Here is a 14,831-nt window from a genome sequence, read left to right on the forward strand (position 1 = left end):
TTTTAACTTATACTTTCCTTTTTTAAAACAATCAAAACATCTTGTAAAACCAACCAGGAAATTAGTTCGTTCTCTTTCTTCGTAATGATTGTAAACTTTGAGTATTTTCAATCTGCTTTAAACTCAATACAGATATAATTTTATTATACGAAAAATGGTTTAGGCCGTGGACGCATTTGTCCATGGCCTAAACCTAGTTTTCAAAACTGAGTTATGCTTATTTAAGCTCTACTACAGCTCCAGCCTCTTCTAAAGCTTTCTTAAGACCTTCAGCCTCATCTTTAGAAACTCCTTCTTTTACATTTGTAGGAGCAGCATCAACTAAATCTTTTGCTTCTTTAAGTCCTAAACCAGTCAATTCTTTAACCGCTTTAACAACTCCTAATTTAGAAGCACCAGCATCTTTCAATACTACAGTGAATTCAGTTTGCTCTTCAGCAGCACCAGCATCACCACCACCAGCAGGACCAGCAGCAACAGCTACTGCTGCAGCAGCAGGCTCAATACCGTACTCTTCTTTAAGGATTGTAGCAAGTTCATTAACTTCTTTTACAGTTAAGTTAACTAATTGTTCTGCGAATTGTTTCAAATCTGCCATTTTTTCTATCGTTTTTAATAGTTTGTAAAATATAATTTATTTAAGTGCGCGCGTGGGCTCATGTTGTCTGTGACGTTTAAAGTTTGAAGTATCAAACTCTTATCGTTCAGACAACGTTTTAACAATTCCAGCGATTTTTCCACCACCTGATTTAAGGGCAGAAACAACATTTTTAGCTGGAGATTGTAAGATTCCGATGATTTCACCGATAACTTCTTCTTTAGATTTAAGTGCAACGAGTGCATCTAATTGGTTGTCACCGATAAAAACCGCTTGGTGAATGTAAGCTCCTTTAAGGATAGGCTTATCAGACTTTTTACGGAATTCTTTGATGATTTTTGCAGGAGCATTACCATTTTCTGCAATCAGAATAGAAGTGTTTCCTTTAAGCACTGATGACAAATCGCCATAGTCATTATCAGAAGCCTCCATGGCTTTCTCAAGCAAAGTGTTTTTAACTACTGCCAATTCGATTCCCGCTTTGAAACAAGCTCTTCTAAGATTAGAAGTAGTCTCTGCGTTCAAACCAGAAATATCTGCAATGTACATTACATTAGTTTCGGCTAATTGTGCAGTTAAATCTTCAATAACTCTTGATTTTTCTTCTCTAGTCATAATACAAATGTTTAACTACCAATTATACTGCTTTCGGATCTAAGGCAATCGCAGGGCTCATAGTGCTTGACAAGTGAATAGACTTGATGTAAGTACCTTTTGCAGCAGTTGGCTTTAGTTTGATTAATGTTTGAATAATTTCATGAGCATTGTCAGCGATTTTATCAGCTTCGAAAGAAACTCTTCCGATACCCGCGTGAACAATACCTGTTTTGTCAACTTTGAAGTCAATTTTACCTGACTTAACTTCTTGAACAGCTTTACCTACTTCCATGGTAACAGTACCTGTTTTAGGGTTTGGCATAAGTCCACGTGGACCTAAAACACGACCCAAAGGACCTAATTTACCCATAACAGCCGGCATCGTGATGATTACATCAATATCAGTCCAACCGTCTTTAATTTTTTGGAGGTAGTCATCTAAACCTACGTGGTCAGCACCAGCAGCTTTAGCTTCAGCTTCTTTATCTGGAGTAACAAGAGCCAAAACTCTTACGTCTTTACCTGTACCGTGTGGCAAGGTAACCACTCCTCTAACCATTTGATTCGCTTTTCTTGGATCAACACCCAATTTAACCGCGATATCTACAGACTCGTCAAATTTTGCAGAAGCAACAACTTTCAATAAAGATGAAGCATCTTTTAATGAATACAATTTGTTTTTCTCAATCTTTGCTGCAGCCTCTTTTTGTTTTTTAGTCAATTTTGCCATGTCTATCCCTTATTTTAGAGGAGAATCTCCAGTTACAGTTATACCCATTGATCTAGCTGTACCAGCAATCATGCTCATAGCAGATTCAATAGTGAACGCATTCAAATCAACCATTTTATCATCTGCAATGGTTCTGATTTGATCCCAAGTAACGCTAGCTACTTTTTTACGATTTGGTTCTCCGGATCCTGACTTTAACTTGGCAGCATCTAACAGCTGAACAGCTGCAGGTGGTGTTTTAACGACAAAATCAAATGATTTGTCTTTGTAAACTGTAATTTGCACAGGGCAAACTTTGCCGGCTTTATCTTGGGTTCTCGCATTAAATTGCTTACAGAACTCCATGATATTAACCCCAGCAGCTCCCAAAGCAGGTCCAACCGGTGGCGATGGATTCGCAGCACCTCCCTTAACTTGTAGTTTAACTACTTTACTAATTTCTTTAGCCATTTCTAAAAAATTTTACATCGATCAATTGGAAGCGATTGATGTGAGTTATATGTAACAAAAAAATTATACTTTTTCAACTTGCATAAAACTGAGTTCAAGCGGAGTTTTTCTACCGAAAATTTTCACCATAACTTCAAGTTTACGCTTTTCTTCATTAATTTTTTCAACAGTTCCATTAAACCCGTTGAAAGGACCGTCAATTACTTTAACGGTTTCGCCTACAGTAAATGGAATAGCTTGATTGTCTGTTTTCACAGCCAATTCATCTACTTTTCCAAGCATGCGGTTTACTTCGGACATTCTGAGTGGCACCGGATCACCTCCTTTGGTTTCACCCAAAAATCCAATCACTCCTGTAATAGATTTAATAATGTGTGGAATCTCACCAGCAAGGTTTGCTTCAATCATTACATAACCCGGAAAGTACACTCTGTCTTTAGTGATTTTCTTTCCGTCGCGTACTTGTACTACTTTTTCAGTAGGCACCAATACTTGCGATATGTAATCAGCCATACCCAAACGGTTGATTTCGGTTTCAATGTAAGCTTTTACCTTGTTTTCTTGGCCACTTACAGCTCTAACCACATACCATTTTTTCACATTAGTATCTGTCATCACAAAAGAATTAAGCTTTTATCCAATTAAAAATTGCGGCAATAAACTTAGCGCAAACTTCATCAACACCCCAAGTAGCCAAAGCAAACAAAACAGAAAATACAGCAACCACAATGGTCAAACGCTGCACCTCTTCCCAAGCTGGCCAAGTGGTGTTTGATTTTAATTCTTCAAACGCTTCTGATATATAATTAACGATTTTCATTATATCATGTTTTTTGCACGGGCGGGAGGATTCGAACCACCATCAACGGTTTTGGAGACCGCTATTCTACCCTTGAACTACGCCCGTAGTAAAAGCCAGCAAGCAACCTAAACGGAAACCTGCTGGCTCTATATTTGGTTAATTATTCTTAGTCAAGAATTTCAGTTACCTGACCAGCTCCTACTGTTCTACCACCTTCACGGATAGCGAAACGCAAACCAACGTTAAGAGCGATTGGGCTCAACAACTCAACAGTGATAGTCAAGTTATCTCCTGGCATAACCATCTCTACACCTGCAGGCAATGAAATGATACCAGTTACGTCAGTTGTACGAACGTAGAATTGTGGACGGTAATTATTGTGGAATGGAGTGTGACGTCCACCTTCTTCTTTTTTCAAGATATAAACCTCAGCTTTGAATTTAGCGTGTGGTTTAACTGAACCTGGTTTACAGATAACCATACCACGACGGATATCAGCTTTGTCAATACCTCTCAACAACAAACCAACGTTGTCACCAGCTTCACCACGGTCAAGGATTTTACGGAACATCTCAACTCCAGTAATAGTAGAAGTCAATTTGTCAGCACCCATACCAATGATTTCAACAGGATCACCTGTGTTAGCAACACCAGTTTCGATACGACCCGTAGCTACAGTACCACGACCAGTAATGGTAAATACGTCTTCAACAGGCATCAAGAATGGCTTAGCGTTGTCACGAACTGGTTCTTCAATCCAAGCATCGACAGCTTCCATCAATTCGATGATTTTAGGAACCCAGTTTGGATCGTTGTTCAATCCACCCAAAGCAGAACCTTGAACAACAGGACCATTGTCACCATCATACTCATAGAATGACAACAAATCACGGATTTCCATTTCAACAAGTTCTAACAACTCAGCATCGTCAACCATATCCACTTTGTTCATGAATACAACGATTCTAGGAATACCTACCTGACGACCCAAAAGGATGTGCTCGCGAGTTTGCGGCATTGGACCATCTGTAGCAGCAACTACCAAGATAGCACCGTCCATTTGAGCAGCACCAGTAACCATGTTTTTTACGTAATCCGCGTGACCTGGACAGTCAACGTGCGCGTAGTGACGGTTAGCAGTTTCATATTCAACGTGTGAAGTATTAATAGTAATACCTCTTTCTTTTTCTTCTGGAGCATTATCTATCTGATCGAAAGATTTAGCTTGACAATAACCGGCATCAGACAATACTTTAGTGATTGCAGCAGTTAATGTAGTTTTACCGTGGTCAACGTGACCAATCGTACCAATGTTAAGGTGTGGCTTGGTACGACTAAAATTTTCTTTTGCCATTTTAATTAATTTTTAATCTTAGTTTATATATAGTGTTCAAAATTCACAAAACGAATTCGAGCCAATGACGGGATTTGAACCCGTGACCTCTTCCTTACCAAGGAAGCACTCTACCCCTGAGCTACACCGGCTTGTGTTTTAAATCCTGACATTCAAGATTTACTTTTTAACTTTTAAAACTTCGCTTGCGCTTAGTTTTTGAAGTTAATCTTTGACGATTCGAATATGTTTCTATTCAAATCATCCACAGGATTACCTCGCTATCGCTCGGTGATCCGTAAGGGTGAACCCTTACTATTTTTTTACTTTTCAAACCTTTACAAAAGTGAACTTTTGATAAGTTTTCGAGCAAAAAAATTGTGGGAAGAGCAGGATTCGAACCTGCGAAGGTTTCCCAACGGATTTACAGTCCGTCCTCGTTGGCCGCTTGAGTATCTTCCCTAACCTTTTCTATTTAAAAGCCGAGCCGATGGAGGGACTCGAACCCACGACCTGCTGATTACAAATCAGCTGCTCTAGCCAGCTGAGCTACACCGGCATTTAGAATAAAAAAAGTCCGCTATTTCTAACGGACTGCAAATGTATAGGATTTTGTTTTTTAAACAAAACATTTTCTATAAAAATTTTTCACTAAATATTGGCTCTGATTTTTTCTTTTCTTTTAACCAATAAACGCTCTAAAGATTCGGCTGATAACTCGACTGCTTCTTCAAAAGTCTTGCACTGTTTTTTAACAATTAAATCATCTCCAGGAACATGAACTTTAATTTCAACAATTTTATTTTCCTTATCGCTTGTATTCTCAACCTTTAAAAAAGCATCCGCTGCCACCACTCGGTCATAATATTTTTCGAGTTTATCTAAACGCTCTTGAATGAAATGAGTGAGTTTTTTGTCAATCGTAAAGTTAACAGCATGAACATTTACCTTCATAATAAAAAATTTTAGGGTTAAACTTGCAAAGAACTACTCCCGATTGCGCGGATGAGCATTTCCGTAAACTTTTTTAAGCTCAGCCAAACTACTGTGTGTATATACTTGAGTTGAAGCCAAACTCGAATGCCCGAGTAATTCTTTTACCGAATTAATATCCGCCCCGTGATTGAGCATATGAGTCGCAAAGGTATGCCTTAGAATATGCGGACTCTTTTTTGCTTTCTCCGAGACATTACTAAAGTAGTGATTTATTAGTCTGTACACAAACGAATCATTCAATTTAACGCCTTTTTTTGACAAGAAAAAAAAGCCAGAATCTTTAACAACTTCTATATTAGAACGTTCCGATAAATACTTTTTTAGCTCAACAATAATCACCGGCAAAATCGGAATAATGCGCTCTTTGTTGCGTTTGCCCAATACCTTAATAGTACTTCCCACAACATCAACACCCGACATCTGCAAATTGATGAGTTCACTGCGCCTAATTCCGGTGGTGTAAAACAAATCAATAATGAGTTTATCGCGAACACCATCAAAACCTTCCGGATATTGAATATTATTGAGTACCAAATCAACTTCTTTTTCTGAAAACGGAATCTGCAATTTCTTCGGAGATTTAAGCGCCTGATGTTTTAAAAGCGGACTGGCCTGAATCTGCCCAATCTTGAGCAAGAACTTATAATAACTTTTGAGCGATGCCACGCGACGATTTACCGAAACGTTTGACATACCCGATTCAACCATCTGAACAATCCAACTTCTTATTTGCGGATAATGCACATCCACCAAAGTGTTTTGATCAAATTCCTGCTTCAAAAAAGCTTCAAAAACAGCTATATCAACACAATATCCGTTGACCGTATGCACCGAATATTTTTTTTCGAGCAACAAATAATCTTGAAAAGCTTGTTTGAAATTGTCCATAAAAAAAACCGTTAGCCCAAAGGTATTAAACTTTGTAAACTAACGGTTCTATGACTTAAAAAGTTACTATTAACTTTCGATACTGTCTTTCAATTTTTGAATGTAAGCCGCTTTTTGAATTTTCATTCTGTGCGTTACTGAAGGTTTAATGAAAGCCTGACGCGCACGCAACTGACGAACAGTTCCGGTTTTATCAAATTTTCTTTTGTAGCGCTTTAAAGCTCTATCAATGTTTTCTCCGTCTTTAATGGGTATAATTAACATAATGCAGACACCTCCTCTCGTTAAGGCCGCAAATGTACAATTAATTTTAAATTATGATTATAAATTTTAAATTATTTTTTTGGGGCGCGCCGGCGATTCAAAATTCATCACAAAAAAACAGCCGTTTCGCCGTCAGGCTGTACGCGGTGCGCGGCACCTAGCTTCCATCCCTCGCGCAAAAACTTGCTCAAAAAAAAGAGCCAACAAACTAAAATCTGTTGGCTCTGAATATTTTTTTCTACAAATCTCTACTTCACCGCAGGCTTATAACTCTGCTGATCAATAATAATCTTAGACAAAATCTCGCGCAAAATTTCTGAAGTTCCGCCTCCGATTGGCCCCAAACGGCTATCTCTTAACAAACGCGCCAATGGATATTCTTCCATATAACCGTATCCGCCGAGCATTTGCAAACAAGCATAAATGGCTTCATCGGCCACTTTGGTTGATTTGAGTTTGGCCATCGTAGCTTCTTTTACAACATATTCACCTTGGTTGAGTCGAGCCGTGGCTGCATAATTAAATATTTTGCAATGCTCTATTTCAGTGGCATGGTCAACCATGGTGTGGCGCAAAGCCTGAAACTTATTAATTGTGGTACCAAAAGCTTGTCGTTGTGCCATATATTCAATGGTATATTCAAGCGCATATTCAGCGCGGGCATGTGCATTGATCGCCATGATCAAACGCTCTAAAGCAAAATGCTGCATGATATACGGAAAACCTTTTCCTTCTTCGCCCATCAAATTTTCTGCAGGAATTTGCACATTGTCAAAAGCAATCTCAGCCGTATCTGAGGCGCGCCAACCTAATTTATCCAACTTGGTGGCCGAAATTCCGGGTGTACTGGTATCAACCAAAAAAATACTGATGCCTTTATTGCCCAACTCAGGTTGTGTCTTAGCCGCTACCACATAGTAATCAGCATATACACCGTTGGTAATAAATGTTTTTGATCCGTTGAGGATATATTGATTGCCTTGCTTTACAGCATTAGTACGCATTCCGGCTACATCGCTTCCCCCAAAAGGTTCAGAAATACACAAAGCGCCAATTTTTTCGCCGGCGATACTCGCAGCCAAATATTCTTGCTTGATGCGCTCATCGCCTTCAGCATTGAGATGGGTCATCGCTAAATAAGCATGCGCCCACATGGCCGCAGCAAAACCGGATGATTTAATTTTTTGAAGTTCTTCTAAAAAAACAACGGTATAAAACAAATCTAAATTCATTCCGCCGTAAGCCTCCGGGTAATTGATTCCGAAAAAGCCCATTTCACCAAATTTCTTCCAGATAAACCGTTCAATAGTTCCGGTTTTTTCCCATTTTTCAATATGAGGAACAACCTCTGAATGCAAAAAATCGCGAAAACTTTTTCTGAATAATTCGTGCTCTTCTGTGAAGTAAGATGAATTCATAAATGTCTATTTTTTTTAGAAATCCAAATATAAGGCAATAATTTCTATTTTATCAACCGGAAAATCTGAAATCTTTGTCAAATCTTCAATGTTTTTGTAGCTTCCGTTCATACTGCGCTGCACGACAATAGCTTTGGCCAACGGATATCTAAAATAAGGTAATTGCATCAGTTCTTTTATGCCGGCTTTGTTGATGTTGATTTTACGAATTATCGGCTGATTGACAACTACAAACCGCTGCTTGAGTGCAGCAATTACATCAGGCGACAAACCCCAGACGTCTTCAATTTGATTGATGTGTACAAAACCTCCGAGTTTTTGGCGTAAAGTTAAAATGCGCTGTGCATAACCATCGCCTATTCCGTAAATTTTCTTTAGATCATCAGCTGTAGCGGTGTTGATGTCTATCAAAGATTCTTTTTTCAAAACCTTTTTTTCAGTAAAAATATTTGATGGCTTGTTGTGAACCCAATCCGGAAACTTAAAATAAGGCTCTAACTTCTGAAGTTGTTCGTCAGAAACCTGAGTCACTTGCTGAAACTCAAGCGCTGAATTGACATATTTACCTGTTTTTCTATAAGCCAAAAGCCGATCAATCTGCGCTACTGACATGCCCAACATATAGCCTTTGTAATCAGAAATAAAATTGGGATTAAATGGTTTGGGGCGATACTCCGAAAATGAAGATTGAGCTGAATCAATTTTAGGCGGTAAGTTTGTCCAAACTTGATTTTCTTGTGGCATTTCGGTTGTACGAAACCCGAACCAAATGACTAATTGCATCAGCAAAATCAGCGAGAATAAAATCAATAAACCGAGGCGTTGTGACTTTGAGAATTTCAAAATCACAGAGATAAAATCTGTTTTCATGTTGTATGGCATTGAAGTGAATAATCATGGCGTGTAAATTTTATAAATCAAAAACAGAGCTTCGTTTGGCGCGTATGAGATCTTTGAGGCGAATCCAAAAGGCTAAGGTTAAATAAACCCCAAACCAAAGACCGGCGGTTACAAACGAAATATAAATAAAGAACAATCGGACGCTGTTGGCACGCATGCCCAACTTGTCAGCCAAGCGCGACGATACGTGAAAACCGTATTTTTCAAAGAAATATTTTAAACGGATAACAACCGACATATTATTTAAAAACGAAATCTAAATTAGAAAAAACTTCGCTTTGAACAAATCATTTGAGCAGATATAATTTTGCACAAGCGCGCGCATCTGACAAAGCCTCGTGGTGATTCAGTTCTATTTGGTTCTGCTCGCAACAATATTTTAAATTCGCCGGCTTGTAACCTTTGGCTCGGTATATTTTGCAAGTGCATTCCCAACGATCTGAAATTTCAAGTTCATCGTAATACAAACCGTAATGCTTCATGGTACGCATAAGCACATTCCGATCAAAAGATTCATTGTGCGCCACGATGGTTCTTCCGAAAAGTCTTTTTTGAATTTGAGGAAAATGGCCGTCAAAAGTTTTTTCATTTTCGGTATCTATCGGACGAATTCCGTGCACTTTGATGTTGTGGTATGCATAGTGATTATAAGGCGGCTGAATGAGTGTATAAAACTCATCGACAATGATGCCATCGTTCACAGTCACTATACCCACCGCGCACGCACTTTCCGGATGCATGGTGGCGGTTTCAAAATCAATAGCTGTAAAATTCATAATCAAAAAAAACGGCAACTTGTTACGGTTGCCGGTATATTTATTTAATGGTTCCGATGATATCGTATTTGGTAATGATGTGGTGTTTGCCTTTACCTAAATCAATCAGTACCGCTTGGTTTTCTTTGCTGATGAGTTTTGAAACTTCTTCAATAGAGGTTCCTGCAGCTACCACCGGATATGGTTTACCCATGATTTCACGAATCGGACGCTCGGCGGCGTTTTTATCATTCACATACAAATCAAACAAAGCTGATTCATCGAGTGAACCTACAAAACCACTGATGTCAATAACCGGAATTTGTGAGATTTTGTATTTTCTCATGCGTTCAATAGCATGCGAAACGAGTTCTTCTGTACGCGCAATAATGAGTGGCTTATCGATGTGGTCTTTGATGACATCTTCGGCTTTGTTGATTTCTTCATCTAAGAAACCGCGCTCACGCATCCAATCGTCATTGAACATTTTACCTACATAACGGCTGCCTGAATCGTGAAACAAAACCACAACTACATCCTCAGGTTTGAAATGATCTTTGAGTTGCAACAATCCTTTGACGGCTGAACCGGCTGAGTTGCCCACAAAGATGCCTTCTTCAAGCGCTAATCTGCGTTGATAAACCGCAGCGTCTTTATCGGTTACTTTGGTGAATCCGTCAATGAGTGAAAAATCAACGTTTTTGGGCAAAATGTCTTCGCCGATGCCTTCGGTGATGTATGAGTATACTTCGTTCTCGTCAAAAATACCGGTTTCGTGGTATTTTTTAAATACCGAGCCATAAGTATCAATACCCCAACATTTGATGTTCGGGTTTTTCTCTTTAAGGTATTTGGCCACACCTGAGATGGTTCCGCCGGTACCAACGCCCACCACAAAATGAGTAATTTTACCTTCGGTTTGTTCCCAGATTTCAGGACCGGTTTGTTCATAATGCGCAATCGCGTTGGATGGATTGTCATATTGGTTGACATACCAAGCGTTAGGCGTTTCTTCGGCGAGGCGTTTGGAAACAGAATAGTATGAACGCGGATCGGTCGGTTCAACATCAGTCGGACAAACGACTACTTTGGCACCCACAGCACGCAAGATGTCCATTTTTTCTTTGGATTGTTTGTCGGTAATCACGCAAATGAGTTTGTAACCTTTGACAATAGCAGCCAAGGCCAAGCCCATTCCTGTGTTGCCTGAAGTTCCTTCGATGATGGTTCCGCCGGGTTTGAGACGCCCATCGGCTTCAGCATCTTCGACCATTTTAACGGCCATACGATCTTTGACTGAATTGCCCGGATTGAAGGTTTCAACTTTGGCAAGCACCAAAGCATTGACCTCAGAAGTGATTTTATTGAGTCGAACCAACGGCGTGTTGCCAATGGTTCCGAGGATGTTTTCTGCGTATTTCATTTTGTTGCATCTGAACGGCTGCGCAGTTGAGTTGCCAAGCCTATTTTAGAGTGCAAATATATCGATAAAATGATGGTCTGCAAGTTTGACTGATGTTAATCTCGGAGACTTGCGTGAGGGATAAAAGCGGTTATCCTTTTGCGAGCAAGCGAGCAAAAGATAAAAGCGGATAGCCCGACCCTTGTGGTCACGCCCAAACAATAATAAATAGTGAGCAGAGATTACTGAAAGAAATTCCAAACCAAGCCAAAGCGGATGATGAAATCGCGGTACGGATAACCCGGCGCCGAGTAAAATCTGTTTTGTGAAGCCATAGACGAATTGAAGTGTTCGGCTTTGAGAAAAATGCGGGTTTGGCGCACGCGGGCGTTGATGAAGAAATCAACGAGTGGAAAATCACCGATTTTGGTTTGATTCTGGACGTAAAAATCGGTTAGGATGGGATTATATCCGTTGGCGTAATATTTTGTAAAATAATTGAAGATAAAGCCGGTTTGCAGATACAACGCGCGTGAGAAATAGTAATCGGAATAATAGAGTGTGTTGCGCGTAACAAATTTAGGCACATTGAGCACTGGGTCGTCTTGCCTGGTTTGCTGATAGAGCAAGGTGTTATCAAGCGCGAATCGCCAAACGCGGAATTCTTTGCTGACTTTGACCGATAGGTATTGAATAGATTTTTCGTATTGTTTAGGCGAAATGAATTGTTGCAAAGCGTTGGTGCTGTCATCGCTGAAATACAAAAAGTTGTCGTAGTTGCTGATTTGCAATTCGGCCTGACCAAATTGAGTTTGCGCTTTGGCGGTAAGGGTATTGCTTTTTTGGTTTTTGAAATTGTTAAACCAGTTGTAGGCAACATAGCTGCTTTGGTGCAAATTGTAGACAGCATCGGGCAATTTACTCGCGCTTTGATATGAGAAGGTAAATTGGTTTTTATCATTGAGCTTATAGGCAGCTTGAAGTTCTATATCAGTAAGCGATTGATTGGTCAGAGCGTTATGATAACGCGCAAAGCCGCTCCAGTGGTTTTTTTGGTAATCATAGCGTGCACCCATGCTGTTGATTTTATCCTTGAGTAAACTCGGGATGTTTTGACCATTAAGCACAACGGCTGTATTGTAAAAATAGTTGTATCTGAAATCGTCGGTATAAAAGTGCAGACGCCCTAACTTTTTACTTTCATAACTTACACCGATTTGATTGTATAATCGATTGTAATGAACTTGGTCATTGATATAACTGCCTACGTAAGAATCGCCAAAATGATTAATGGTTTGGGTTCCGACTTCAGATGCAACAGTGGGTTGATAATACTCAAAAAACTTGGTTTCGTAATTGATTTGATGAGTAAGAAACAAGTTGTGGTTGGCCTCGGAAGAATTGATTCTGAATCGATGATCAACAAAAAAACGTTTGCCTTTCATGAATGAAGTGGCATCGGTTAGAAAAACCTCGAGTCTTTGACGTTGTTTAAAATTGGCATCTTTGCTTTCAAAATCAGAAGGTGTCGTGATTCCGCCATTCTCTCCATTGAGCAAATCTTGACCGGTATAATGTGCGTTGAAAACATATTGCCCTTTTGCTGTTTTGTAACTGGCCGTACATCTGAAATTACCATTGCTTGATAGTTGATTGAGGTATTTTCCAAGTGAGCGCAAACCTTTGTAAGCAACTGAAAAGTTGAACTGCTCTGAAGTATTAACGGTAAGAAAAGCATCAAGTGATTGCCCTTGTTCCATGACGGTTTTGAAATACAAATCAGATAAAGGTGTGGCTACAAAGTAGTATTTGATGTCATTTGCTTCAATATAATTTAAATGCTTAGCTCGGTAGCCAAATTCAGGAAACGCATTGACTTTGTTTAAACCAAAATCAAGTGTGTTGTAGGTTTGTCCTTCATTAAGAAAGGCGATTCGCCCGAATAAATCTTTGCGCAAATAATTGTATTGATACTCTTTTTGAATCGTTAAAGATGTATCAACAAAGGTTGTGTCCCGTTGAAGCGTATATGTTTTGTAAGAAGTGATCGGGGCTTTTCGGGCTAACTCTTTCTCTTTTTGCTCTTTGGTTTTGAGCAAGCTTTTTCTAGGTTTCTCATTAGCGGTTTCTTGGGCAATGCCAACTGCCGAAATAACAAAAAACAAAAGCGTGAAGAGAATTCTCATATTCAATTATATATGTGGGCAAAAATAAATATTTGTTTGTTATCGCTGACTTTGAAAACTGAAAATAAATCTATAAAAAAAGCCACTCAAATGAGTGGCTTTCTTTTCTATAAGAACAAACAAATTATTGTTTGATAACTTTGATAGTTGAAGTGTTTCCTTCAGCGTTAGCAACTTTCACCATGTAAACACCACTGTTGAATGAATCAACATTGATAGAAACTGCATCTACTGAAGTGTAAGAACCGTTGAAAACTTGTTTTCCAAGCACATCATAAACGGCAACATTTGAAATGTTTTTACCGTTTACTTGAAGTGTTCTTGTAGCGTTGTTGATGTAGGCTGTAAACAATTTGTCAGCAGAGAAAGATGTGTTAGCCAAGCTTACACCGTTCCATTTCCAGATACCGCCAACAGCAGCAGATGTACTGAAACCACTACAAAAACCAACTTGGCTATTTCTGAAAGCAACTACACCTCCGTCTACTTCGTCAGTATCAGCGATGTGCGTCCAAGTGTTACCACCATCCGTTGAGAATGCTGACCCACGTGCAGGCGAGTTCAACAAATCTTCACCTACAGAAATGTAAGTGTTTGCTTGTCCTGGAATCTCAGAAATACCAAAGTTTTTCAAAGCTGTATCAGGAGCTACTGTCAAAGCTGTCCAGTTAGCACCTCCGTCAGCGGTTGAGAACAACTCATACGCATCTGTTTGCAACAAACCGTTGTTGGCATCAGAGAAAGCCATATCACCTGAACCTGAACCATTGATACCTCCACCAAAATCAGGAATTGGAGATTGTGATACAGTCCAAGTCAAACCATGATCTGTTGATTTAAGAATACGACCAAAAGTGGTTCCAATCCAGATAACATCACCAGTAACCGTAAATTGATTAGTTAAACCATACTCAGCAGCATCAATTGGTGCAGGAATACTTCCACTTGGCACACGAGTCCATACAGAACCCCCATTGGTCGTTGTATAAATTTCGAAATAACCTCCAGCAGGGTCACCCATAGTTACACCATTGTTTTCATCCCAAAAATGAACTAAATTACAGAAAGAAGCTCCATCGGCTGAATTAAAAGAAGCTGTTGCTTGTCTGGCCCATGAGAGGCCAGCATCAGTCGTTTTCCAAATACCACCTAATGCCCCAGAGGCTTTAGGAAAAACTGAAGCAAATGCTGTAGTTGCAGAAACACCACAGATGTTGGCAATTTCTAAGTTCGCTGCTGAAGCTCCTAAATCAATTGCATTAGTTGTCCAACTAACACCACTATCAGTAGAGAGTGAATAACGTCTAATGGTTGTACATCCTGTTGTTCCACAAGAATTGCTAAGCCATACTGTGTTATCATCAACAATCGAAATACTTCTCATACCAGTACTTGCAGCTGGCTGTGAAGTGGCATACTCAGTCCAGTATATGTTTTGAGCCTGAGCACCAAAACCTAATACCAAAGAAGCAAATAGTAAAAGTTTTTTCATAATAATTATGGTTTTATAAA

At 39.4% G+C, this 14,831-nt stretch carries 18 protein-coding genes and 4 tRNA genes; all 22 read right to left on the reverse strand.

The genetic code is table 11. From position 1 onward, the window contains the following. Window positions 1-217: 217 nt before the first annotated feature. Window positions 218-598, reverse strand: coding sequence for a 50S ribosomal protein L7/L12 (rplL, locus tag KIH23_RS00030; protein WP_213210603.1), 381 nt, complete (start codon window positions 596-598; stop codon window positions 218-220). Between the two features lie 99 nt (window positions 599-697). Then, window positions 698-1,213 carry a 50S ribosomal protein L10 gene (gene rplJ, locus KIH23_RS00035; protein ID WP_213210604.1) on the reverse strand — a complete coding sequence of 172 codons (516 nt, stop codon included), beginning with the start codon at window positions 1,211-1,213 and terminating at the stop codon, window positions 698-700. 22 nt (window positions 1,214-1,235) lie between these two features. Beyond that, window positions 1,236-1,925: a 50S ribosomal protein L1 gene (gene rplA / locus KIH23_RS00040; RefSeq protein ID WP_213210605.1), complete on the reverse strand. Its 690-nt coding sequence runs from the start codon at window positions 1,923-1,925 to the stop codon at window positions 1,236-1,238. 9 nt (window positions 1,926-1,934) lie between these two features. Further along, window positions 1,935-2,375 (reverse strand): 50S ribosomal protein L11, encoded by a 441-nt coding sequence (gene rplK, locus KIH23_RS00045; RefSeq protein WP_213210606.1) that lies wholly within the window; start codon window positions 2,373-2,375, stop codon window positions 1,935-1,937. 63 nt (window positions 2,376-2,438) lie between these two features. Continuing rightward, window positions 2,439-2,990 (reverse strand): transcription termination/antitermination protein NusG, encoded by a 552-nt coding sequence (gene nusG / locus KIH23_RS00050; protein WP_213210607.1) that lies wholly within the window; start codon window positions 2,988-2,990, stop codon window positions 2,439-2,441. 10 nt (window positions 2,991-3,000) lie between these two features. Beyond that, the gene (gene secE, locus KIH23_RS00055; RefSeq protein ID WP_213211088.1) at window positions 3,001-3,198 is read right to left on the reverse strand and encodes a preprotein translocase subunit SecE; all 198 of its coding nucleotides are present in this window, start codon (window positions 3,196-3,198) and stop codon (window positions 3,001-3,003) included. 13 nt (window positions 3,199-3,211) lie between these two features. Continuing rightward, a tRNA-Trp gene (locus tag KIH23_RS00060) sits at window positions 3,212-3,282 on the reverse strand. A gap of 61 nt (window positions 3,283-3,343) precedes the next feature. Then, window positions 3,344-4,531, reverse strand: coding sequence for an elongation factor Tu (gene tuf, locus KIH23_RS00065; RefSeq protein WP_213210608.1), 1,188 nt, complete (start codon window positions 4,529-4,531; stop codon window positions 3,344-3,346). A 59-nt stretch (window positions 4,532-4,590) separates the two neighbouring features. Next, window positions 4,591-4,662: transfer RNA gene (locus KIH23_RS00070), tRNA-Thr, on the reverse strand. Window positions 4,663-4,891: 229 nt separating this feature from the next. Further along, window positions 4,892-4,972 (reverse strand) — tRNA-Tyr (locus KIH23_RS00075). Window positions 4,973-4,995: 23 nt separating this feature from the next. Next, window positions 4,996-5,069, reverse strand: a tRNA-Thr gene (locus tag KIH23_RS00080). 92 nt (window positions 5,070-5,161) lie between these two features. Next, a complete protein-coding gene (hpf, locus tag KIH23_RS00085; protein WP_213210609.1) occupies window positions 5,162-5,464 on the reverse strand; it encodes a ribosome hibernation-promoting factor, HPF/YfiA family in 303 nt (100 codons plus the stop codon). Window positions 5,465-5,497: 33 nt separating this feature from the next. Further along, window positions 5,498-6,394: a tyrosine-type recombinase/integrase gene (locus tag KIH23_RS00090; protein ID WP_213210610.1), complete on the reverse strand. Its 897-nt coding sequence runs from the start codon at window positions 6,392-6,394 to the stop codon at window positions 5,498-5,500. A 69-nt stretch (window positions 6,395-6,463) separates the two neighbouring features. After that, a complete protein-coding gene (gene rpsU, locus KIH23_RS00095) occupies window positions 6,464-6,658 on the reverse strand; it encodes a 30S ribosomal protein S21 (RefSeq protein ID WP_213210611.1) in 195 nt (64 codons plus the stop codon). Between the two features lie 248 nt (window positions 6,659-6,906). After that, a complete protein-coding gene (locus tag KIH23_RS00100; RefSeq protein WP_213210612.1) occupies window positions 6,907-8,076 on the reverse strand; it encodes an acyl-CoA dehydrogenase family protein in 1,170 nt (389 codons plus the stop codon). A gap of 15 nt (window positions 8,077-8,091) precedes the next feature. Continuing rightward, on the reverse strand, window positions 8,092-8,820 hold the full coding sequence (locus KIH23_RS00105; protein ID WP_249684737.1) for a ComEA family DNA-binding protein: 729 nt from the start codon (window positions 8,818-8,820) through the stop codon (window positions 8,092-8,094). Beyond that, entirely contained in the window at window positions 8,780-8,974 is a 195-nt protein-coding gene (locus tag KIH23_RS13705) for a hypothetical protein (RefSeq protein ID WP_249684738.1), read from the reverse strand. The genes KIH23_RS00105 and KIH23_RS13705 overlap by 41 nt, the downstream gene beginning before the upstream one ends. 12 nt (window positions 8,975-8,986) lie before the next feature. Then, entirely contained in the window at window positions 8,987-9,214 is a 228-nt protein-coding gene (locus tag KIH23_RS00110) for a PspC domain-containing protein (RefSeq protein WP_213210614.1), read from the reverse strand. 49 nt (window positions 9,215-9,263) lie between these two features. After that, window positions 9,264-9,752: a 3'-5' exonuclease gene (locus KIH23_RS00115; RefSeq protein ID WP_213210615.1), complete on the reverse strand. Its 489-nt coding sequence runs from the start codon at window positions 9,750-9,752 to the stop codon at window positions 9,264-9,266. Window positions 9,753-9,792: 40 nt separating this feature from the next. Then, window positions 9,793-11,154 carry a pyridoxal-phosphate dependent enzyme gene (locus KIH23_RS00120; protein WP_213210616.1) on the reverse strand — a complete coding sequence of 454 codons (1,362 nt, stop codon included), beginning with the start codon at window positions 11,152-11,154 and terminating at the stop codon, window positions 9,793-9,795. A 221-nt stretch (window positions 11,155-11,375) separates the two neighbouring features. Beyond that, window positions 11,376-13,319: a putative porin gene (locus tag KIH23_RS00125; protein WP_213210617.1), complete on the reverse strand. Its 1,944-nt coding sequence runs from the start codon at window positions 13,317-13,319 to the stop codon at window positions 11,376-11,378. Window positions 13,320-13,443: 124 nt separating this feature from the next. Then, window positions 13,444-14,811 (reverse strand): T9SS type A sorting domain-containing protein, encoded by a 1,368-nt coding sequence (locus KIH23_RS00130; RefSeq protein ID WP_213210618.1) that lies wholly within the window; start codon window positions 14,809-14,811, stop codon window positions 13,444-13,446. Window positions 14,812-14,831 lie beyond the last annotated feature (20 nt).

Origin of the sequence: Flavobacterium sp. CYK-55, assembly GCF_018413465.1 — a bacterium.
GTDB lineage: Bacteria > Bacteroidota > Bacteroidia > Flavobacteriales > Flavobacteriaceae > Flavobacterium.